Origin of the sequence: Hymenobacter fastidiosus (assembly GCF_039539565.1) — a bacterium.
Classification (GTDB): Bacteria; Bacteroidota; Bacteroidia; order Cytophagales; family Hymenobacteraceae; genus Hymenobacter; species Hymenobacter fastidiosus.
Genome location: NZ_BAABDJ010000035.1, coordinates 1 through 22114, shown reverse-complemented (window position 1 = coordinate 22114; position 22114 = coordinate 1). Strand labels below are relative to the sequence as shown.

18 protein-coding genes are annotated in these 22114 nt (G+C 60.0%); 8 read left to right on the top strand and 10 right to left on the bottom strand.

The features are described 5' to 3' along the window. Window positions 1-81: 81 nt before the first annotated feature. The 3 genes from ABD833_RS14415 to ABD833_RS14405 all read right to left on the bottom strand — a co-directional run bounded on the left by ABD833_RS14415 (window position 82) and on the right by ABD833_RS14405 (window position 2910). Entirely contained in the window at window positions 82-1080 is a 999-nt protein-coding gene (locus tag ABD833_RS14415) for an NYN domain-containing protein (RefSeq protein WP_345073915.1), read from the bottom strand. A gap of 615 nt (window positions 1081-1695) precedes the next feature. Then, window positions 1696-2436, bottom strand: a complete 741-nt coding sequence (locus tag ABD833_RS14410; protein ID WP_345073914.1) for a metal-dependent hydrolase — start codon at window positions 2434-2436, stop codon at window positions 1696-1698. Window positions 2437-2721: 285 nt separating this feature from the next. Beyond that, window positions 2722-2910 carry a hypothetical protein gene (locus ABD833_RS14405; RefSeq protein WP_345073913.1) on the bottom strand — a complete coding sequence of 63 codons (189 nt, stop codon included), beginning with the start codon at window positions 2908-2910 and terminating at the stop codon, window positions 2722-2724. Window positions 2911-3119: 209 nt separating this feature from the next. Between ABD833_RS14405 and mfd the strand changes: the two genes are divergently transcribed. From mfd to ABD833_RS14375, 6 genes are all read left to right on the top strand, one after another. Then, the gene (mfd, locus tag ABD833_RS14400; protein WP_345073912.1) at window positions 3120-6554 is read left to right on the top strand and encodes a transcription-repair coupling factor; all 3435 of its coding nucleotides are present in this window, start codon (window positions 3120-3122) and stop codon (window positions 6552-6554) included. Between the two features lie 282 nt (window positions 6555-6836). Further along, a complete protein-coding gene (locus tag ABD833_RS14395) occupies window positions 6837-7232 on the top strand; it encodes a hypothetical protein (protein WP_345073911.1) in 396 nt (131 codons plus the stop codon). After that, a complete protein-coding gene (locus ABD833_RS14390; RefSeq protein ID WP_135496880.1) occupies window positions 7229-7465 on the top strand; it encodes a type II toxin-antitoxin system HicA family toxin in 237 nt (78 codons plus the stop codon). Before ABD833_RS14395 ends, ABD833_RS14390 begins: the two co-directional genes overlap by 4 nt. Window positions 7466-7737: 272 nt before the next feature. Further along, window positions 7738-9099, top strand: coding sequence for an AAA family ATPase (locus ABD833_RS14385; protein WP_345073909.1), 1362 nt, complete (start codon window positions 7738-7740; stop codon window positions 9097-9099). 212 nt (window positions 9100-9311) lie between these two features. Further along, on the top strand, window positions 9312-9677 hold the full coding sequence (locus ABD833_RS14380; protein ID WP_345073908.1) for a hypothetical protein: 366 nt from the start codon (window positions 9312-9314) through the stop codon (window positions 9675-9677). A 505-nt stretch (window positions 9678-10182) separates the two neighbouring features. Then, on the top strand, window positions 10183-10500 hold the full coding sequence (locus ABD833_RS14375) for a PKD domain-containing protein (RefSeq protein ID WP_345073906.1): 318 nt from the start codon (window positions 10183-10185) through the stop codon (window positions 10498-10500). Between the two features lie 27 nt (window positions 10501-10527). Here ABD833_RS14375 and msrB read toward each other — a convergent pair whose 3' ends face one another. Together msrB and ABD833_RS14365 are read right to left on the bottom strand one after the other, a co-directional pair. Beyond that, window positions 10528-10986: a peptide-methionine (R)-S-oxide reductase MsrB gene (gene msrB, locus ABD833_RS14370; RefSeq protein WP_345073905.1), complete on the bottom strand. Its 459-nt coding sequence runs from the start codon at window positions 10984-10986 to the stop codon at window positions 10528-10530. Between the two features lie 168 nt (window positions 10987-11154). Next, on the bottom strand, window positions 11155-11487 hold the full coding sequence (locus tag ABD833_RS14365; RefSeq protein ID WP_345073904.1) for a hypothetical protein: 333 nt from the start codon (window positions 11485-11487) through the stop codon (window positions 11155-11157). A gap of 401 nt (window positions 11488-11888) precedes the next feature. Between ABD833_RS14365 and ABD833_RS14360 the strand changes: the two genes are divergently transcribed. Next, window positions 11889-14108: a M3 family metallopeptidase gene (locus ABD833_RS14360; RefSeq protein ID WP_345073903.1), complete on the top strand. Its 2220-nt coding sequence runs from the start codon at window positions 11889-11891 to the stop codon at window positions 14106-14108. Between the two features lie 79 nt (window positions 14109-14187). On the opposite strand, the gene ABD833_RS14355 is transcribed toward ABD833_RS14360, so the two are convergent. The 4 genes from ABD833_RS14355 to ABD833_RS14340 all read right to left on the bottom strand — a co-directional run bounded on the left by ABD833_RS14355 (window position 14188) and on the right by ABD833_RS14340 (window position 20170). Then, on the bottom strand, window positions 14188-15171 hold the full coding sequence (locus ABD833_RS14355; protein ID WP_345073901.1) for an ABC transporter ATP-binding protein: 984 nt from the start codon (window positions 15169-15171) through the stop codon (window positions 14188-14190). 258 nt (window positions 15172-15429) lie between these two features. Next, window positions 15430-16131 (bottom strand): DsbA family oxidoreductase, encoded by a 702-nt coding sequence (locus ABD833_RS14350; RefSeq protein ID WP_345073900.1) that lies wholly within the window; start codon window positions 16129-16131, stop codon window positions 15430-15432. A 368-nt stretch (window positions 16132-16499) separates the two neighbouring features. Further along, a complete protein-coding gene (locus ABD833_RS14345; RefSeq protein ID WP_345073899.1) occupies window positions 16500-19376 on the bottom strand; it encodes a TolB family protein in 2877 nt (958 codons plus the stop codon). Between the two features lie 338 nt (window positions 19377-19714). Then, a complete protein-coding gene (locus ABD833_RS14340) occupies window positions 19715-20170 on the bottom strand; it encodes a DUF2141 domain-containing protein (RefSeq protein WP_345073897.1) in 456 nt (151 codons plus the stop codon). A gap of 258 nt (window positions 20171-20428) precedes the next feature. Between ABD833_RS14340 and ABD833_RS14335 the strand changes: the two genes are divergently transcribed. Continuing rightward, window positions 20429-20881 (top strand): hypothetical protein, encoded by a 453-nt coding sequence (locus ABD833_RS14335; protein WP_345073896.1) that lies wholly within the window; start codon window positions 20429-20431, stop codon window positions 20879-20881. Between the two features lie 207 nt (window positions 20882-21088). Here the strand turns inward: ABD833_RS14335 and ABD833_RS14330 are convergent, their stop codons facing one another. Beyond that, window positions 21089-21664: a fasciclin domain-containing protein gene (locus ABD833_RS14330; protein WP_345073895.1), complete on the bottom strand. Its 576-nt coding sequence runs from the start codon at window positions 21662-21664 to the stop codon at window positions 21089-21091. Between the last annotated feature and the right edge of the window lie 450 nt (window positions 21665-22114).

Sequence of the window (22114 nt, the reverse complement as noted above, 5' to 3'; positions counted from 1 at the left end):
CCGGACGCATCTGCCTTGGGGCAGAGCATCCGGCGGCTTTTGTAAGGGGCCTGGTTATCCTAAACTAATAAAAAACCGTGCTTACAGCCGCTCCGGGGAGCCGGCCGATTCGTGCTCGTGTTCCTCGGACTCCTCTTCGTAGCCCTCTTCCCCTTCGGCCGGAGCCTGAGCCTTGCGTACGTTGCGGGCACAGTCTTCGTCGCGGTGGTTGCGGCCCACGGTGAATTCCACCCAGTCGCCTTCGCGCAGGTCGTTGAAATCACCCTCCGCCATGTCGGCGTAGCTGAAGAACAGGTTGTTTGGTGGCATGACCACGAAACCAAAGCCGTTCTTCAGGTTTTTGATGGTGCTGATGCCCACCGTACCAACCGGACCAGCCGCCGTCGGACCCGTCGGGCGCACCGGCTTCACGCTGGGGTAAGACGCGGGCTCGGGCGTGTTCACGAACAGGGTTTCAATCAGCTCGTCGCCGCTGGCCAGACCGTTGTCAATCACGTCGTGCATAGCCACGGGATACGTGGAATGCTCCAGCAATTGTTGGGAAGCCCGGGTAACGCGGTTTTCGCCCTTGAAGTCGACATACTTGAAGTCCCAGTTCAGCAGCATCACGCGGGTGCCGATGGTGTTGAGCTTCTTGATGAGGGGTACGTAGTCCGAGTCGCCGGCGATGAGCACAATCACGTCGAAGCTCTTGTGCAAAGCCAGTTCCAGGGCTTCGAGGGCCAGCCACACATCCACGCCTTTTTCCTGCAACCGGCCGTCGCGGGTTTTCAGGGGCATGTAGTGGGTGGTGATGCTCATATTCATGAGAATATCGTCGAGCAGGCGGTCGTGGAACAACCGGTCCTTGTCGCGCGCCTCAGTAGCCGACAGGCGGCCGCGGAAAAAATGGGCGTCGATAATCTGGCTCAGGCGCACGTCCACGTCTTCTTCTTCCGCTACCTGGTGGCGGATGTATTCGTGGAGGCCTTCCATGCTGATGCGAGCCTTACGCTCGTGCTGGAAGTAGTAGTAATCGCTGATTTTAAGGAAATAATTGCCGTCGTAGAAGACGCCGATCCTAATCAGGGGGCTGTTCATCTGGTTCATAAAAAAACTGGTTTGTGAGCGCAAAAAAGGTGTGTAAGCGTAGGAGGGGGCGAGGTGCCCGGTAACCACCGGGCTGGTCAAAGATACAAAGTACCCCTATTTGAAAACGGATGCGGGGGGCGGCCGTCCGTCACACACGGGCATATGACGGTATTAGCATAAGGAGAGGCAGGTACAGATATTCAGGCAGCAACTGGTTGCCTGACCATAGGCGGCAACAAATAAGCCACTACTACCTTTAAGTAGCTTGCGATAATCTTCCCTCCCTGAAGCTATTTCCTCTTGTCACAATATTAAATAAAATATATCATAAAATTAGGATATAAGCAACTGCATCGACCTGCTAATTATCCTGTAGGATGCTAAGCTAACAGCTTAATCGTGCTGGTGCAAGTTTTACCCGTTCGTGCTTTAATCCTATGCGTTTCGTGGTTTGGCCGCGCCTGCTGGATTATCCGGTAGTTTTGGCTACAAACGACTTGGCAGCCGGTATGTTTACGGGAAGCTGGTGCCCAGATCAGCCCGGATTAAACCACCGGACTGGCGCGCTACCGACGCACCCGAGTGAAATCAGCCGCTCCGGATCAGGCAGGCCGCCAACGCTGGCTAGAACTGCATTCTTCCAACAACCAGCCCCAACACCAGCAGCCCGTAGCCCAGGCATATTCCCACTTCCAGCACGTTGCCGGAGGCGGAGCCGGTAGAAATGAGCGGCAGCTTAAAGGAATAGTCCGACAAGGGCAAAAACCATCGCACGCCCGACTTGGTCAGCGTGTCGGCCAGCAGGTGGGAGGCGTAGCCCGCCCCGGCGTAGTGGGCCACGCCGTGCCAGCCCAGGGTCTGATTGGCGAGGTAGCCGATGTAGGTCCAGAGCGCCGTGGCCCAGATGGTGTGGGTCCAGGAGCGGTGGGTGGTAAACGGGGCCACGCAGATGAAGATACCCAGCAGACTCAGCCACAGAAACTCAAAATACAGCCCGGCCAGCACGGCCCCGGCGCCCGTGAACACCAGCGCCAGCTTCCGGGCCGAGCCGCCCTGCATGGCCGCGCCCAGTAGTCCAAACGCCAGGGCCGCCGTGAAGCCCATGCGCCGGTCGGGGCCAAGCGGAAGCATATAGTGCGTGTAGGCCGCCAGCCCCAGGCCCGCCAGCACGAAGGCCCAGCGCACGTACTGCTGGGTGAAGCCCAGGCGCTTGCTCAGGCGGGAGTTGGGGTGGTCGAGGTCGGCGGCCAGGGAAGAGAAGCCGGCCAGCGCAATACCGGCCGGCGAAAATGGAATGCCGGCCACCAGGCCGCCGACGGCCACGCCGGTAATGAGGCCGATGGCCAGGTGAGAAGAACCGCGCACTATCAGGAAAGGGAATTGGGAGAGGAAGCCTGTAGTACGAAGGTAGGCAGCGAGCAGTCAGGGCTGAGTTGAAAAGGAATGTTTTGGGGTTGCCAGGCTTGCACTCCGCCCCATCTGTCATCCTGAGCCAAGCGAAGGACCTTCCTCGGACCTGCTCAAAAGCATGTTTCGACGCCCAACTCCCTTTGCCGTTACCCTCGGAAAGGGCTTTGCTCAGTGAAAAAACTTTCCGCTGGTAAGAGGAAGGTCCTTCGCTTGGCTCAGGATGACAGACCAGAAAAGAGGCTAGTTCGGTACCGGCAGCAGATACACGGTTTCCGGCTCGGGCCGGGGCTCAGGGGCCGGGGCGGTCAGCCGGGCACGCTGGCAGCGGGCGGCGGTGATGCCGTGCCAGGCCTGCTTCAGCTGCTGCCAGCGCACCCAGGCGTCAAAATCAAAATCAGCGTCCTCGGCGGAGTTGCGGGTGGGATCCATGTGCAACGGGGAATTTGGCGGTTGGGGTACTCAGCGCGGTAAGGTGACTAATGTACAGGAAACACAAGCATAACCCAAGCATTCGGCGGGCCGGGGAAACTTTCGGACCTTGCGGGCGGTATTGCTTACCACAGTTTCTGCCTTGGCCCGACCGGAAATACAGCCGGCCGGGCTGCTCCTTTTTGCCTCTCCCCTAGCCTTTCCGCGTTTTGAAGGTCACCGACTTCCTCCAGCTCTACCGCCTCGACCCAACCGTACTGACCGTAGCGGCCCGCCTGAACCCGGCCCCGCGCCACTCCCTGCGCCCCGCCGGCGAAGCCGCGCCCGCCGGCCCCCTGCCCCGCCTGCACCTGCGCGGCCTCGTCGGCAGCCAGGATGCGGTGGTGGCCGCGGCTATGCACGGCTTGTTTCCGGACCAGCACCACCTGTTCGTGCTCCACGACAAGGACGAGGCCGGCTACTTCCTGGCCGACCTGCAGCACCTGCTGCCCGAGCAGGACCCGTTGCTGTTCCCCAGCTCCTACAAGCGGCCCTACCACTTCGACGAGACGGAAAACGCCAACGTGCTGATGCGGGCCGAGGTACTCAACCGGCTGAACTCCAAGCCCAAAACCGGGGAGCTGATCATCACCTACCCCGAAGCCCTGTTCGAGAAGGTTATCAACCGCAAGAGCCTGGTGGCCAACACCTTTCTGGTCAGGGTGGGCGAGAAGCTCGACGTGAACTTCATCAGCGACATGCTGGCCGAGTACGACTTCGAGCGGTCGGACTTCGTGTACGAGGCCGGGCAGTTTGCCGTGCGCGGCGGCATCGTCGACATCTTTTCCTACGCTAATGAGCTGCCCTACCGCATCGAGCTGTTCGGCGACGAGGTGGAAACGATTCGCACGTTTAATCCCGAAACCCAGCTTTCGGTGGAGCAGAAGCAGCAGATCAGCATCATTCCCAACGTGCAGACCAAGCTGCTCCAGGAAACCCGGGAGGCCTTTCTCGACTTCATGCCCCGGCACACGGCGGTGTGGGTGAAGGACGTGCGCCAGACCATCGACATCGTGACCGAGTCGTTTGAGAAGGCCGACGCGGGCTTTCAGGAGCTGCTGGCGGGGGCGGCAGGCATGCAGATTGTGAGCAAGCCCGAGCAGCTGTTCGAGACGGGTAAGTCGTTTCGCAAGCTGCTGGAGAACTTCCCGGTGGTGGAGTTCGGCAAGCGGTTTCACTTCAAGACCGGGGCCGAGGAGTTCAGCTTCGGGGCTAAACCCCAGCCCTCGTTCAACAAGGACTTCAACCGCATGGTGAAGAACCTGCACGACAACGCCACCAAAAACTACGTCACCATCATCGGGGCCGACTCGGTGCGCCAGGCCGACCGCCTGCGTACCATCTTCGACGAGCTGGACAACAACGTATCCTTCCAGCACATGCTGGTGGCCCTGCGCGAAGGCTACGTGGACGATCTGATGAAGCTCGTGGTGTATACCGACCACCAGCTGTTCGAGCGGTTCTACCGGGCCCAGGAAGCCAAGAAGTTCTCCAAGAAAAAAGCGCTTACGCTCAAGGAGCTGCGCACGCTCAGCCCCGGCGACTACGTGACCCACCAGGACTACGGCATTGCCCGCTTCGCCGGCCTCACCCAGGTCGAAATCAACGGGCATATGCAGGAAGCCATCCGGCTGGTGTACCGCGACGACGATTTGCTGACCGTCAGCATCCACGCCCTGCACAAGATTGCCAAGTACTCGGGTTCTGAGGGCACGCCGCCGACCATGAGCAAGCTGGGCTCGCCGGAGTGGGAAAACAAGAAGAAGTCGGTTAAGAAAAAGGTCAAGGACATTGCCGCCGAGCTGATCCGGCTCTACGCCAAGCGCAAAACCGCCCCCGGCCACGCCTTCGCGCCCGACTCCTTCATGCAGGCCGAGCTGGAATCCTCGTTCATCTACGAAGACACCCCCGACCAGGCCAAGGCCACCGAGGACGTGAAGCGCGACATGGAAGTGCCCCACCCCATGGACCGCCTGATCTGCGGGGACGTGGGCTTCGGCAAAACCGAAATTGCCATCCGGGCCGCCTTCAAGGCCGTGGCCGACGGCAAGCAGGCCGCCATCCTGGTGCCTACCACCATTCTGGCCATGCAGCACTACAAAACCTTCCGCGAGCGGCTCAGCAATTTGCCCGTGACGGTGGAGTACGTGAACCGCTTCAAGACCACCAAGCAGATCAAGGAAACCCTGGCCCGGGTGGCCGACGGCAAAACCGACATCCTCATCGGCACCCACCGCCTCACCAACAAGGACATCAAGTTCAAGGACCTGGGCCTGCTCATCATCGATGAGGAGCAGAAGTTCGGGGTCAAGACCAAGGACAAGCTCAAGGAGCTGAAGGTGAACGTGGACACGCTCACGCTGTCGGCCACGCCGATTCCGCGCACCCTGCACTTCTCGCTGATGGGGGCCCGGGATTTGAGCGTGATAGCCACGCCCCCGCCCAACCGCCAGCCGGTGCAGACCGAGCTGCACGTATTCGACGAAATCCTGATCCGCGACGCCGTGGCCCGGGAGCTGAAGCGCGGCGGGCAGGTGTTCTTCGTGCACAACCGGGTGAAGGACCTCGACGAGATGGGCGCCATGATCCTGCGCCTGGTGCCCGACGCGCGCATCACCACCATTCACGGGCAGATGGAGGGCGACCAGCTCGAAAAGCGCATGATGAAGTTCGTCGACGGCGAGTACGACGTGCTGGTGAGCACCAACCTGATTGAGTCGGGCCTCGACATTCCGAACGCCAATACCATCATCATCAACCGCGCCCACCTGCACGGGCTGAGTGATTTGCACCAGATGCGGGGCCGGGTGGGCCGCTCCAACAAGAAGGCCTACTGCTACCTGCTCACCCCGCCCGTGGCCGGCCTGCCCTCCGACGCCCGCAAGCGCCTGAGCACCCTCGAAGAATTCTCGGACCTGGGCGCGGGCTTCAACGTGGCCATGCGCGACCTCGACATCCGCGGGGCCGGCAACCTGCTCGGCGGCGAGCAGTCGGGCTTCATCAACGACCTGGGCTACGAAACCTACCACCAGATTCTGGACGAGGCCGTGACCGAGCTCAAGGAAACCGAGTTCCGCGACCTGTTCCTGGGCGACACGACCGGCCGACTCCAGGATGCCGTGGGCAACAAGGGCCCCAGGGAGTGCAACATCGAAACCGACCTGCAGATCCTGATTCCCGACTCCTACGTGAGCAGCGTGTCGGAGCGGCTGCAGCTCTACAGCAAGCTGGACCGGGCCAAGGGCCCCGAGGAATTGCGCAAGCTCATTGCCGGCATGGTGGACCGCTTCGGCCCGCTGCCCGCCGAGGTGGAGCAGCTCGCCGACATCGTGAAGCTGCGCTGGCAGGCCTGCCAGGCCGGCTTCGAGAAGCTCACGCTCAAGAAGAACCTGCTCAAAGGCTACATCCCCGCCACCGACAACGCCGCCTACTTCCAGGGCGACACCTTCGGCAACATCCTCAACTACATCCAGACCCACAGCCGCACCGCGAGCATGAAGGAGCGCAAGGAACAGCTCATCATCAGCATCGACGAGGTGAAAAGCGTGCAGGCTGCCAAGCGGATATTGGCCGAGCTGGGGAGTGAGGAGAAGGTGGAGGCGTAGAGTATGCGCAATCCAGAACGTCATGCTTCATCTTGCGTCCGCGAAGCCGAAGCATCTCGCGGGCTTTGTTGAACCTCACCCCCAGCCCCGGTTCGCCTGAGGCGCGAAGCCAAAAGAGAGGGAAGCCGGACGAAGCGGGAGAGAGATGCCTCGACTCCGCTTCGCTCAGCGTGACACGTTTTTTACCACCAGCTCCAAACGCCGGGGAATGAAACCCTACTCTAACCCTGTTGTTCCACGCGGCGGCAAGTACTAACTTGCCCTGTAACCTTTCACTGCACCGTGGCAAAACTCAAATACCGGGGAACCGTGAAAAGCCCCGACGGCAAAGTGATGGAAGTAGGCTTGTCCCTGCTTTCGTACCGCGAGGAGGAGCTGCACGTCATCTTTTCCCCCGCTCTGGACATGTTCGGCTACGGCCACTCGGACAAGGAAGCCCGCGCCTCCTTTGACGAAACGCTCCAGGAGTTTCTGCGCTATACCCGTAACAAGGGTTCTTTGCAGGACGAGCTGCTGCGCCTGGGTTGGAAATTGGCTGGTCGCGCCACCAGCCGCACCTACAAGGCCCCGGAGTTCAGCCGCTTGCTCCGGCAAAACGACCAGCTGCAGGATATTGTCAACCACAAGGATTTTCGGAAGTATGACCGGAAAGTGGAGCTACCCGTGCTGGCCGGATGACCATCAAAACGCTCCGCAACGTGACCATCCGGGATTACCGGACGTTCCTGGAGCGCGTCGGCTGCCAGTGTACCCGCACCAAAGGCGGCCACGAGCACTGGACCCGCAAAGACCTGAACCGCCCGGTTACCTTCCAGACGCACATCGACCCGGTGCCGGAGTTCATCCTCAAAAACGGCCTGCGCATCCTGGGCTTAGGCAAGGAAGACTTCTGGGCCGAGCTGGAAAAATAGCCCCAGCTAACCGGGCGACAGCTTCGGCAACATCCTCCACTACCTCCAGACCCACAGCCGCACCGCGAGCATGAAGGAGCGCAAGGAACAGCTCATCATCAGCATCGACGAGGTGAAGTCCGTGCAGGCGGCTAAGCGGATTCTGGCGGAGCTGGGGAGTGAGGAGAAGGTGGGGGCGTAAGGGAAAAAGTCGGCCCACTACTTCAGCGTGGGGAAACGTCTATTCGCAGGAAGCTGATATATTGCCCAAGATTACACCTGATGCAGCCAAGATGAAAATCACAATAAGGAATATAGGTCCAGTTAACAGTGCCGAGATTGATCTGCTTGGCCTCACTGTAATTGGAGGCTTTAATGATTCCGGTAAGTCAACTGTTGGAAAGACACTTTTTGCTCTTACAAAATCATTTAGAAATAAGGAGCAACAGTTCAACTACGAACAGAAGAACAAGATTACGGCGTACAGTTCGGAATTGATGTCTAAACTCAGAGGTGTTCTTGGAGGACGTTTTTCTCCCCAGAACATAAATATGATCTTGAGGAGATATACAAATTATTTACTGGAACCAGAAGCATTCGATATAGACAATATAGATGTAGCATTAGAAGCCGTAAAAAGCAATATATACAATAACATTGTACACAGGTCATTCATTCGAGAAAAGGAACTTAATACCCCAATAGTGGATGGTAACAAGGACCCTATAGATGATGCATTGAACCAATACATATCAGATCTAAAAGTCGTATTGACTTCTAATATAAATGAAGAAGATTTGTATAAGGGCTCCTATGGCCGCATGTTAACTTCTGTGTTTTCAAGAGAAATTAATAATAAAAGAAATATCCACCAACTTGGAACAATAAGCCTAAAAAACAGTGAGGATGATGAAGAAATATTTTATTCTTCATTCAAGGATAATAAAATATCAGATTTTAAAATAAAAGATTCAAGCAAGTTTGAGATATTTGACGATTGCACTTTTTTAGAATCACCATTTACAATAAACAAATACAGCACTTTGCAATCATTTTCCCCTGCCTACAGAAGCAGGGATATAGGAGATTATACAACACAAGACTTGATTCAAAAACTGAATCTTGTATCGAATGACATGGAAGCACATCAACCATTTGAATCTGAAATAATAGATAAGATATCGGAGTTGATAAGCGGGAAAATGTATTTTGACTCCGATGAAGATGAATTTGTCTACAAAACTACAGATGGATATAGTTTCAGCGTTAACAACACTGCCTCAGGGGTAAAAACGTTGGGAATACTTCAAATGCTCGTTAACCTAGGTTTGTTTACAGGCAATAATCTTTTAATTATTGATGAACCTGAAGTTCACCTACATCCTGCTTGGCAAATAGTGTATGCAGAGATTGTTGCGATGCTCGTAAAAAACAATCTCCTTTGCTTAATAAGCACACATAGTCCCTATTTCCTGAAAGCGATACAGACATTTGTTAGAACTTATGAGATTGAAAACCTAACTAAGTTTTACATTGCCGAAAAGTCACCTGATGGCTGCAACTTTCATGATATAACTTCAGACATAGAACCGCTTTACGAGTTGCTAGCTGAGCCAATGCAGTCCATAATATTCCAAAACAAGAAAGCCAAATGAATACCTCAACACATATAAAAAACCTATTAGAAGTGAACTCATTGGCTAATTACCATACAATGCATTCAATTCCTAGAACATGTTCAAAATCCACAGTCACAGTACTCGACTATGACTATATAAAAGATGCTTACTGCCGTGGGATGAGGACAATAAAATCGGCAGATTGCCTTCACCTAAATACGGGCGACAACGTCATATCGTTTATCGAAATGAAAGATATATCAAAGTTTATACAATTCACACAAGAAAAATCCAAGGACGCAAATGACTTCAATCTTAAATTTAAGGTGTATAAAAATGAATTGAAAAATGGATTGAAAGACAAGATAATGGACAGTATTGCAATGTTAATATCTACCATGGGCTATTATTCTTGCGACAGCACCATTATCAAAAACATTTTATCAAAAGATAATACCAAAATAAATTACATTATCATTGTTAAAATGACTGCCAGTGAATATTTAGACCACAGTTTGTCAACTCTTAGCACAGATCTAAATTTCAGAATTCTCCATGGTGGTGAGGCAACAATAGTTAGAGCAGCTACATTCGACAAATCTCCCTGCCTGTAACCTATGTATTGAGGAAGCTTGTAGCTCGTGCCCACCATGACAATGAGGTTCCACCTCATCTGCCACAACGCGGCAAACCGCTCCTGCGCCGCTCAAACTCCCCAACTGGCGCGAACTGGTAGCCCGTGCCCAACATGACGATGAGGTTGTACCTCATCTGCCGCCACGCGGCAACCCGGCCCCGCGCCGGTCGGGCCCACGGGTGAGGCCCAGCCCCAACTTAAGCGGGGCACTGGGACGGAGCTGCTGACCTCGCGTGGAGCCGTATGGCTATGAGTTTGCGGGTTTGCGGGATACCGGGGCAACTGTTGGCCGCTGGCTGTTCTGCTGTCTTTCGGAAGTAGGCTTTTCCGGCCCGGGTGGCGCTAGCGTTGGGCGGCGGTGCTTAACCCCTGCCTTATTTAATTTTTCTAATAATAAATGGTCAATTCACCCTTATTTATTGAATAAAAGCATGTCTCACCCTTAACCCACGTATATTTAATCATCCAAAAAAATCCCTTCTATGCGTCCTTCCTTTTTGTTTCGTCCGGCCATGCTGGCCACTGGTATTCTGCTGTTCGCTTCCTGCTCCAAAAAGCCGGAAGCCTGTTTCAGTGTCGATAAGGGCAGCCTGAGCACTAAAGTCAACGAGGAAATCCAGCTGAATGCCACGTGCAGCAACGATGCCGACTCCTACGCCTGGGAGTATGGCGACGGCGCCATTGAGGCGGGCGCAATCGTGAAGCACAAGTACCTTAAGGCCGGCACCTATACCGTCAAGATGACGGCCAAAGGGGATGGCAAGTCCGATACGGCCAGCAAGGAGGTTGTGATTCAGTAACGACGGGCTACCTGTCGGCGGGCCAAGTCAGGGGTCCTGCCCGGCGGGTATTCGGACCAGGCTTGCGGAGTTGATGCAGTAGCGCAGGCCGCTGGGGGCTGGTCCGTCGGGGAAGACGTGGCCGAGGTGGGCGTCGCACACGTTGCAGCTGGCCTCCATACGCTGCATTCCCAGGCTGTCGTCGCAGGTATATTTGATGGCGTTGGGGGCCCGCGGCTGAGTGAAGCTGGGCCACCCCGATATGGCGTGGTATTTCGTCGCGGAATCGAACAACCGGCTGCCGCAGCCGGCGCAGGCGTACAGGCCAGGCTCGTAGCAGCGGCAGTAGGCATTCCGGTACGGCGGCTCCGTGCCCTGCTGCCGCAGCACCCGAAACCGGGCCGGCGGAAGCTGCCGGGCCCACTCGGCCTCCGCAAGCTCCACCCGGCGCGGGGGCTCCGGGTTGCTGTATCGGGCAAAGGTGAGCACGTCAATCCAGCGCAGCATAGAGTAGGACAAGAAGTGAGCAGGCCAGGGCTTTGGGGTTGAAAATAATCCGGCCGCCGCGGTATTTCCCCGCCCCGGTTTTGCACTTACAAACGGCAGCTTGGGCGCACTACGTGCCGGGCAGCTTGCCACTCCTTGTTTGCGGGCCGGTTGCGGACGGACAATTCCTCAGGGGTTCATTAGCAGGAACAGCAGGTTGTGGTACAGCATCCCGAGCCCGTCGTGGTGGGTGCCGTAGAGGCCGGCGTCTTCCAGCAGGGCTTCCACTTCTTCGTAGTCCTGCACGAAGTCCAGCTCTACTTCATCGTCGTCGTCAGCGGCCAGCGTGTGGGTGAGGTAGCGGCGGCGCGCTTCCAGGGTTATGAACAGCTTCTGCCGGGGCGTCTGGGCAATCAGCAGGGCGTCGTACGGCTCGGTTTCGTCCTCGTCGACGACCACGTAGACGATGGTTTTTTCGGCCTCGGGCGTGTGCCGCAAAAAGGTGGCGTGGTCAATACTCATGCGCAAGTATACGCCCCTCGCCGCGCCGCACCGTAACGGGTGCTGCACCAGAACGATGTAGAGACGCATACTTGCGTCTCGGCGTTGAACGTCAATCAGCCGAACGTAATGGAAAAAGTCCCCAAACGGCGCGGACGCCGAGACGCAAGTATGCGTCTCTACATCGTTCTGATGGCCGGCAAAATCAACTCCGACAGCCGCGCATGAAGAACGTCCTGCTGATTATTCAGAACGTCATTCCGAGCTTGCCGAGGAATCTCGCGTGGCGTCGTTGGAGTGCTACTCTAACGTCAGTACGCGGGATTCCTCGGCAAGCTCGGAATGATGGGCGTGAAAGAAAATTTCCAGGGGACGCGTGGTATCTTCCGGCCGGCTCCCACGAACTCCTCCTTTTTCAACCCATGGCTGACTTTCTCCCTTTCTCCCCCGGCCGGCTGGCGGCCCCCGCCCTGCTGGCCCTGAGCCTCACCGCTGCCCTGAACCCCACTTCCGGCCGCGCCCAGTCGGCCCCGGCGGCTACGGCCGCCACCAACCCGCTGCTCGCGCCCTGGGCGGGGGCCTACGGCGGCGTGCCGGCCTTCGACCAGGTGCAGGTAGCCCAGTTCAAGCCGGCCCTGGAAGCAGCCATGGTCCAGAACCTGGCCGAGGTGCAGGCCATTGCCGCCAACCCCCAGGTGCCCACGTTCGAAAACACCATTGCCGCTCTGGAGCGCACGGGCCAGACTCTGGACCAGGTGCAGACCGCCTACGGCGTGTGGACCGGCACCCTCAACACCCCCGAGCTGCAGGTGGTGCAGCGCGAAATGGCCCCGCGTCTGGCGGCCTTCGGCGACCAGATCACCCAGAATACGCCCCTGTTCAGGCGCATCGAGACGGTGTACAACTCGCCCGACAAAAAGAAGCTTACCCCCGAGCAGCAGCGCCTCACGTTCGTGTACTACCACAACTTCGTACGCGCCGGGGCCCGGCTCGATGCCCCGGCCAAAACCCGGCTGTCGGCCATCAACCAGCAGCTGGCGGGCCTGTTCACGAAGTTCAGCCAGAACGTGCTGGCCGACGAAACCGACTCGGTGCTGGTGCTCAAAACGCCCGCCGACCTGGCCGGCCTCTCGCCTTCCCTGCGCGCCGATGCCGCCAGCGCCGCCACGGCCCGCAAGCTGCCGGCGGCCGGCGTCATCACCAACACCCGCTCGTCCATCGACCCGTTTCTGACTTACTCCGACCAGCGCAAGCTGCGCGAGAAAGCCTGGCGCATGTTCACCAACCGCGGCGACAACGGCGGGGCCAACGACAACAACGCCCTGATCACCGAAATTCTGCAGCTGCGCGCCGAGCGGGCCAAGCTGCTGGGCTACAAAACCCACGCCCACCTGCGCCTCGACAACACCATGGCCAAGACCCCGGAAAAGGCCATGGCCCTGATGGAGGAAGTCTGGACCCCGGCCGTGGCCCGGGTGAAGGAGGAAGTAGCCGACATGCAGGCCCTGGCCACCAGGGAAGGCGCGACGTTCAAAATAGCGCCCTGGGACTACCGCTACTACGCCGAGAAAGTGCGCAAGGAGCGCTACGACCTCGACCAGAACGAGGTGAAGCAATATCTGCAGCTCGATAAGATGCGCGAGGGCATGTTCTGGGTGGCCGGCGAGCTGCTGGGCTTCACCTTCGCGCCCGTAACCAACGTGCCCGTGTATCACCCCGACGTGAAGGTGTGGGAGGTGAAGGACAAAACCAGCGGCCGGCACGTCGGCCTCTGGTACTTCGACCCCTACGCCCGCCCCGGCAAGCGCTCCGGCGCCTGGATGAACGCCTACCGCAACCAGCAGCGGATGGATGGCGAGGTGAGCACCATCGTGTCGAACAACTCCAACTTCGTGAAGGGCCAGGACGGCGCGCCCACCCTCATTTCCTGGACCGACGCCACCACCCTGTTCCACGAGTTTGGCCACGCCCTGCACGGCCTGTCGTCGGACGTGACCTACCCGCGGCTGGCGGGCACCAGCGTGGTGCGCGACTACGTGGAGTTTCCGTCGCAGGTGCTGGAAAACTGGCTGGCCACGCCCCAGGTGCTCCAGCGCTTCGCCGTGCACTACCAGACCGGCAAGCCTATTCCCCAGGCGTTGGTCGACCGGATCGAAAAAGCGTCCACCTTCAACGAGGGCTTTGCCACCACCGAGTTTCTGGGCAGCGCCCTCATCGACATGAAGCTGCACCTGGCCGGCGACCAGAAAATCGACCCCGACAAGTTTGAGCGCGAAACCCTGACCCAGCTGGGCATGCCCGGCGAGCTGGTGATGCGCCACCGCACCCCGCAGTTTTCGCACGTCTTCTCCTCCGACGGCTACTCGGCCGGCTACTACAGCTACCTGTGGTCGGTGGTGCTGGCGGCCGATGCCTACGGCGCCTTCACCGAAGCCGGCGGCCCCTACGACCAGGCCGTGGGCCAGCGCCTGAAGCAGCAGATCCTGTCGGTGGGCAACACCGTGGACCCCGCCGACGCCTACCGCTCCTTCCGCGGCCGCGACCCGAAAATCGACGCCCTGATGCGGGAGCGGGGCTTCCCCATGAAAGGCACGAAAGCCGCCCAGCCCGCCCCGAAAAAAGCCGCGGGCAGGAAAGGCTAAGCGGTTTCCGCGGCCCTGATTGCAAAGTCCCTGGCCCCGGCCTTGTCTTTACCCAAACCCGGAGCGGGCTTGCCGGGGTTTACAGATACCACGCGCCGGCCGGGGCCAGGGAAACGGCTACGGCGTCGCCGGCGGCCATACCGGCCACCGTTGTTTTCACCGTCACGCTGCTGCCCAGCAGCGCCACCCGCACGGCCGAATAGCTGCCGAAGAACTGTACGCTGGTCACTTCCCCGGGCAGACCGCCGCTTGCCGCGGCACCCAGCGTCAGGCTCTCCGGACGGATGAGCATCTGCCCGCTCTTTTTCCGACTTCCCGCCTGCCGGGCAAAAGCGGTGAGCAGCGGGCCGGTTACGAGGTTGTAGTCGCCGAACAGGGCGGCGGTATACTCATCCCCGGGCTGCTGGTAAATCTGCGCGGGCGGGCCCTGCTGAATCAGCTGGCCCTGTTTGAGCACCAGAATCTCGTCGGCCCAGGACAGCGTATCGGCCGGGTCGTGCGACACGAGCAGACACGTAATAGCCAGGGTTTCGCTGATGTCCTGGATAACTGCTTTCAACCCGTTCCGATGCACCCGGTCGAGGTTGGAAAAGGGCTCATCGAGCAGCAGCAGCCGGGGCGAGGACAGCAGCAGCCGGGCCAGGGCAATCCGCTGCCGCTCCCCGCCGGACAGCTGGTCCGTGGGGCGGGTGAGCAGATGATCGATCCGGCACACGGCGTAGAGCGCGGCGGCCTGGGGGGCGGGCAGCTTGCTGGCATAGCGCAGCACCTGCTCGACGCGCAGAAACTTAGGCAGCTCGAAGTGCTGCGAGAGGTAGGCAATGCCCGCGTGGCCCGGCACGAGCTTTTCGGCCGGGCCCGGCACCCGCTGCTCTTCAAACCACACCTCCCCCGCCGTGGGCTGAATCAGGCCGGCAAGGCATTGGAGCAGGGTGCTCTTCCCCGCCCCGGTTTCGCCGGCTATGGCAATTTTCTGGAAAGGCTGTTGCGTGAAGCTGATATTCCGGAGGCCGAAGCTTTCCTTTTCCCGCAGACTGATTCCGGCAACGCGTAGCAAACTCATACTGACCCAGGCAAAATATGGCGGCAAAGATGCGCCAACCAGATGGAAAGGCCGTCGCGCGGCATCGCGGCCGGCACCGGCCTCAGCGCTGGGTACGCAGCCACTCCCGGGCAGCAGCCACAGCGCCGCGAAATAAAGCGCGTAACCGGTACCGGACAGTTGGCTTACGACAACCCGGCGCCGCCGGCCGTAGGCGCTTCGCAATTTCGCGGCTGGTCTGGTAGCTGCGGCGGGGCCGGCGCGTCTTTGGGTTGTCGTTTAGCAGTCGCTGCCGTCGAGGCCGCAGGCGGCGCCATCGGTTCCGGCCAGCGGCCCGGGTACGGGGCGGGCTTCTTCCCATACTTTCTCCAGCACTTCCTGAAACAGCTCGCTCGGCTGGGCTCCCGACACGGCGTATTTATCGGCAAAGACAAAATACGGCACCCCGCGCACCCCGATCTGGCGCGCCTGGTACTCGTCGTGGCGCACGTCCTGGGCGTAGCGGTCCGATTGCAGCAGCTGGGCTACTTCGGCGGCCGGCAAGTCCAGCCCGGCTGCGAGGCGCGTGAGCGTGGCCGGGTCGTCGATGTTCTGGCCTTCGGTGAAGTAGGCCCGCAGGATGCGCTCCTTCATGGCATCCTGCCGGTCGTGGGCAGCGGCCAGGTGGATAAGGCGGTGGGCGTTGAAGGTATTGGCCGGAATGGTTTTATCGAAGTTGAACTCCAGCCCTACGGTGGCCGCGTGCTGGGCCATCTGGGTGTTCATCTGCCGGCCTTCTGCCACCGACACCCCTTTACGCTCGGCCAGCAGCTCGTGAATGGTCTGGCCGGGGTTGGTTTTCATGTTGGGGTCTAGCTCGAAGCTGCGCCACTGCACCTGCACCTGGTCGGCCTGGGGAAAACGGGCCAGGGCTTCTTCGAAGCGGCGCTTGCCGATATAGCAAAACGGGCACATGATGTCGGACCATATTTCTACTTTCATTTGTCGCGGGGAGAGGAAGTTCAGGGAGGGATAAGCCGGAAATCCGTCGAAAGGTTTCCCCCGGGCCGACGCCCTGCCCCGGCGGTGGCTAGCTTTAGCGCGGTTTCGCAGGCAGTGGACGCCGTACCGCGAAGGTTTACTGCGCGACGTCCGGCGCGGGTCGGCGGGGGCCGTCCGTAACGACCCGTGAAGGGAAACTTCGCGTTACCCAGCGGCGCCCCAGATAAACGGAAAGGCGATTAAAATGAGCACAGCCCTGCACCGGCGCGTAGCCGGGGACTTTGGGCGTTGAATCAGGCCTGACAAGCTATTCGGGGAAGGTTCTGCGCTTTGCTCAGGATGACCGGCGGCGCGAAATGACGGGCTCCTCAGATCCGGATGTTCAGCACCAGCGGCTCCAGCACCCAGGTGCGGGTGTAAGTATTGTACACGCAGCGCAGGCCGGTTTCGATGGGCGTGCGCAGGTGGAGCACGTTGAAGAGCACGTTGGCATCCACCCCTACGTTGCGGTAGTCGCGCCCGCGCAGCGCGCCCGAGCGCAGCCTGGTTTCGCCGTGCGCCAGGTCCAGGAAACCCGTGGCGCGCAGGCGCTGAATGTAGAGCACCCGCCCCAGCGTCCAGTGGGTGTAGGCGATGGGTAGGTAGTAGTCGAAGCTGGCAGCCCGCAGCCGGTCGAAGCTCACGTAGCCTTCGCCCCGCGGAAACGACACGGCCGACCCGAACCGGTACTCCCGCTGCTGCTGATACTGGTAGCCCCCGCGCACCCGAATGGCCTGATGCTTGCCGATACCGGGCAGGAATACGCTGCTCTGGGCCCCGAACTGCGCGGCATCGAGCCCCATGCCGAAGGGCGTGGTGCGCCAGGTGACGAGCAGAGTCTGGCCCCGGCGCGGGGCCACGTCGCGGGCACTCTGCTTAAGCTGCCGGACGTAGCTGAGCGACGTCTGCACCCCGTTCAGCGGCTGGCTGGGACCTACCTCGCTGATACTGCGCACCGGCAGATCGTAGCCCTGCACCCGCTCGTGGAGGTAGTACGCACTGAGCGTGAGGGCCTCCAGATTCCTGGAGCGGGTGAGGTTGAAAGGCAGCCGCACGCCGGTACTTAGCCGGGTGTAGGTCCATTGGTCGCGCACCAGGCCCTGGGAAGTGAGGAAGGCCGCGTCACGGCCGCCGTATTCAATATTGGCATCGAACACCGGGTAGCGGCCCTGGTAGCTGAGCCCCCCGAATACATTGCCGGTGCGCTCCACCTGATCGTAGCCCACGCCCACCACGGCCTGGGTGGTATTCAGCAGATCCTGGGACCGGACGCCCAGGCTCAGCCCGTTGCCGGCCGGGCTCTGAATCAGGCCGTAGCTGAACACGTTGAAGGCATGCTTTAGCGGGGAGTACGCCTGCACCGGGTAGCGGGCCGAATCGGGCCGGGTCAGCATCAGGGGCTGGATCAGTTGGGCGGCCGGCTCCCGGGCGCTGAGCTGGGCGGCGTAAATACCCTGGGTGTCGGTGGTGGTTACCGGCACGGGCGTCCAGGTGGCGGGGTCGAGCGGCATTTCCACTACCCGGGAGCCGTCGGCCCGAAACTCGTGGAAAGCCAGGTGCCGCCCGTCCGGGGCCACGGCGGCGTGGTAGGCCCCCAGGGGGCGGGACGTTACCTGCCAGGTCCGGCCCGTGCTGATCTGCACCGCGTACACGTTGTCGATGCCCGACTGCGGCGAGTTATACAGCACGTAGTCGCCCCAGGGCTGGGGGTTGGTCAGGTTGATGTTGGCCACCGGCAGCAGCGCCCGGGCCGTGCCCGTCGCGGGGTTTAGCAGCTCGATGGTTTTACCCGCCGGCTTGAGCGTGACCACCGCCACCTGGCCGTCGGCTGTCCAGCGGGGCTGGGTGTAGAAATCGTTTGGGGGGTTCGGCAGCGTCTGCTGCACCGCGCCGGTGCGGGCATCCACGAGCACCAGGGCATGGTGGTAGGCCGAATCGGTCTGCACCGCCACCAGCCGCTGCCCGTCGGCGCTCAGCGCGGCCGTGGCGTAGCGCCGCTGTTTCAGGTGGGTCAGCTGCCCGCTGGTCAGGTCCAGCAGCCGCAGCTCCGAATACACCCGCTGCCTCCAGCGCGGGTCGGAGCGGAACTCCGGCCACACCACCTTGCCCCCCCCCACCGACAGCAGCTCCGGAATATTCACCAGCCCCTGCACGAACAGCCGGCGCTCGGCCCCGTGGCGGTTGAGCAGCACCAGCTGAGCTACGTCGCCGAGGCCGGTTTTCAGGGCCACTACGGTGCTGTCGTTCACGTACTGCGGGTAGCGGTACTCGGTGAACACCGGGTGCTTACCCTGGTGCTCCGGCTGCACCGCAAAGTCGCGGCCGACCGTGGTTTTCAGGTTCTGTTGCTGCCCCCGCCAGGTCGAGTCGAGGTCGGCCATGGTGCGGTCGTAGAGCTGCTCCACGGTGAGGCCGGTGGTGCGGCGGATGCTGCGGGAAAACGAGAACGGGTAAAACGGAAACGCGTAGTACCGGTCCAGCACCCGCGACCAGATGGCGGGGTCGTAGCGGTTTTTCAGGTACGAAGTCAGGAAGTAGCCCAGGCCGTACCAGTCGGGCACGTTGTCGCGCAGCGAGCCGTTCACCGCCTTCTGATAGTCGAAGTGGCGGCCCGCCAAGCGGTTGGCCCGCATGTCGACGCTGAAGTTCGGAATCCGGCCCCGGCCGCTGCGGGTCAGGGCCGTTTCGTTGCCCACCGCGTCGCCCTCGAAAAACCACTGGGGCACGCCCACCGCCGCCACGCCCAGGCCCCCGTCGCCGAGCAGCGGGTGCAGCACCCGCCCGATTCCCTGCCGGGCCTTGTCGAACTGCCCGATGTGGCGGTACTCGTGCACCACCAGCCCGTCGAGCCAGTCGACGGTACCCAAGCCCATACCCTGCTGGGGGGTGATGAAAAATTCGGCGTGGCGCGGCAGAAACGTGACGAAGGCGTTGCTCACCGAAGTCTGGTTCTGAAGCACGATGCTGATGGGCGGCGGCACTACGCCCAGCGTGGCCGTGCCCGGTTTGTGCACCTGCTCCAGCCGCCGGGCCGTGTGCTGGGCCGCCGAATCCAGCCCCGCCGGATACAGCACCCGGAAGTGCGGGGTGCGCACCTGCCGCCAGCGTAGGGTGGGCGGATTCTGGTCCAGCACGGGCAGGGTCTGGGCCGAAACGGCCAGGGCAGAAAACAGGCTCAGAACGGCCGGCAGCAAATGGAGGCGCATGGCAATGGGTTGGGAAGATGCAAGAAACCCAGAGCGCCCATGGAAAGCAACAGCCCCGGCCACCGGACCTGGTTCTTCCCCCAAATCCTGAAGGCTTGCCCGGATGTACTTCACGCAGGGTCCCGCCGGGTTAGGTAGTCGGGCAACCGTAGTCGTAGGCTCCGGTCGGGCCGCTTGAAGCGGTCCGACCGGTCTTCGTTGGCGCGGTTTGGCCCTTACGACGACCGGTCGGACCGCTTCAAGCGGCCCGACCGGAGCAACGAGCAAAAATCAGGGTAAGGACAAGCCCGAAAGGGAGGAGCTTTTGCCGGCGTCCTGACCGGGCAGATGCGGCGCCGCTATTTTTTCAGCACAATGGAAACCACCTTCCCCGTTCCGTTCACCATGAACTTGCACTGGTTGAAATCGGGGGCGCTGATGGTGGGCCGGATGTTGTTGGAAAAGGCGTAGGGCTCGGTGGGAATACCCAGAAAGTTCTTGTCGAGCTTGTCGTTGTTGTTCATATCCTGGGTGATGGCCACGGCCCACTCGCCGTGCGGCAAATCGATGGGCAGCTGAATCTGGTTCTGGCCGCCGGGCTTCACCACCCGCATAAAGGCGTAGCCGCCGTGCTGCAGAAACTTGTCGCGCACGTTGTAGAAGTACAGCTTTACCACCGCCCGGGTCGATACCAGCTCCGACACCACCACCGTCACAGACGACAGCCCGGCGCCATTATCGGCCCGCGCCGGCAAGCTGGTGAGCCCCAACAGGGTGCTGGCGGTAGCGACGAGAACGAGCGAAACTATTTTCATATGCCGGGATGAGGGAAACAGGAATGACGGGCCAACACGAATCTACGGAAAAAGATTGCGCCCGCCGGTAGTGGGCCTGCCGCCGCTGGCCAGTACGACGGGGCTGCTTCCGGCTAAGCGGTACCGGCCAGCGGCGGCAGGCCTACCAGCTAAAGACAAAATTTTATTCATAACATCATCACAGAACACCTCGTAGAGACCTAACAGTAAGGCTATTATTGCCGAGCCGGCTACCTTTCCCCACCTAACCCCCGTCCTATGAAACGCTCACTTGTTATCCTGGCCGTATTCGCTGCCGGCCTGTCTGCCGCCCGGGCTCAGACCACTTCAGGCTCGTCTACCTCCGGCACCATGACTTCCGGTACGACCAGCGGCACGATGACTTCCGGTACCACAGCGGGTACGACCAGCGGCACCATGACTTCCGGTACCACAGCGGGTACGACCAGCGGGACCATGACCTCCGGTACAACCAGTGGCACCATGACGGCCGGCACCACGAGCGGAACGATGACTTCGGGTACTACCAGTGGCACGATGACCGCCGGTACTACCAGTGGTACGATGCGCGGAAGCAACGGCGAAATGAAATCCGGCTCCAACGGCAAGATGAAGGCCAAGGGGACCCGTTCCCGCGGCAGCTCTACCAGCGGCCGGACCACCAGCGGCTCGACGACTTCGGGCTCGACAAGCGGCAGCACTACCCGCTAGGCGTTTAGCCGGAAGAACCAGTACATACCAGTACACAGAAAAAGCCGGACTTGCGTCCGGCTTTTTCTGTGTAATGGGCGGCAGCTTGCAACCGGAGTTGCTGGTTTACTTACTGATGTTACGCAGCCCTACGTATCAACTCTGCCCCCCAGCTCCTTCTCCGAAAAGGAGAGGGGGCCGGGGGGGTGAGGCGCTGCGTAAGGTCAGTTACTTAGGCAGCATTACTTTGTCGATGACGTGAATCACGCCGTTGCTCTGCGTTACGTCGTAGGTCGAGATGCAGGCCGTGTTGCCCGACTCGTCGGTCAGCACCACGTTCTTCGCGCCGTTCATCATGGCCGTCAGCTTACCCCCGCTCACGGTAGTGAGCGTGGCCGTGCCTTTACCCGCCTTGATGGCCGCCATAATTTTGTCGGCGGTCAGGTTGCCGGCTACTACGTGGTAGGTCAGCACCTTGGTCAGGGTGGCCTTGTTCTCCGGCTTCAGCAGGGTTTCTACCGTACCGGCGGGCAGGTTTTCGAAAGCGTCGTTGACGGGCGCGAATACCGTGAACGGACCTTTGCTTTGCAGCGTAGCCACCAGCCCGGCGGCCTTCACGGCAGCGACCAGCGTGGTGTGGTCTTTCGAGTTGACGGCGTTTTCAACAATATTCTTGTTGGCGTACATGGCCTCGCCGCCCACCATTACGGTGTTGGGCGCCATTTTGGCCTGGGCCGTGGCGGAAGTGGCGGTAGCGGCACCCAGCAGGGCAACGACAGCGAGCGAAAGCAGATTCTTTTTCATGAGGAGGAGGAAGAAGCAGTTGTTTTAAAGATGACGCACTTACGCCAGCCCAGTTATAACCGGATTTCCATCCCCGAATGTTTATTCATAAGAGTTGTTCCCAAATACTAAAAAGCAGGCGTCATGCTGAGCGAAGCGTAGCGGAGTCGAAGCATCTCGCCTGCTGACGGTGCAATGGCATGCCGACGAAGCGAGCGAGATGCTTCGGCTTCGCGGACGCCAGATGAAGCATGACGTTCTGTTTTTTGTGTTTTGGTATTTGGGAACAGGTCTATACTAAATATCTGCTGTTGCGCAGGGCCTTCCGGCAACCCTGTTTGAGGAGCGGGAAGCTGGAAGTCAGCATAAGAGCCGGTTGCCGAGGAAGGCGCGGCAGCCTAGTGGTCGAGAAACCTTATTGGGTCGGGTATAATTTAGCGAGTTTGATGCGGGCATCCGCCGTTTTGAATT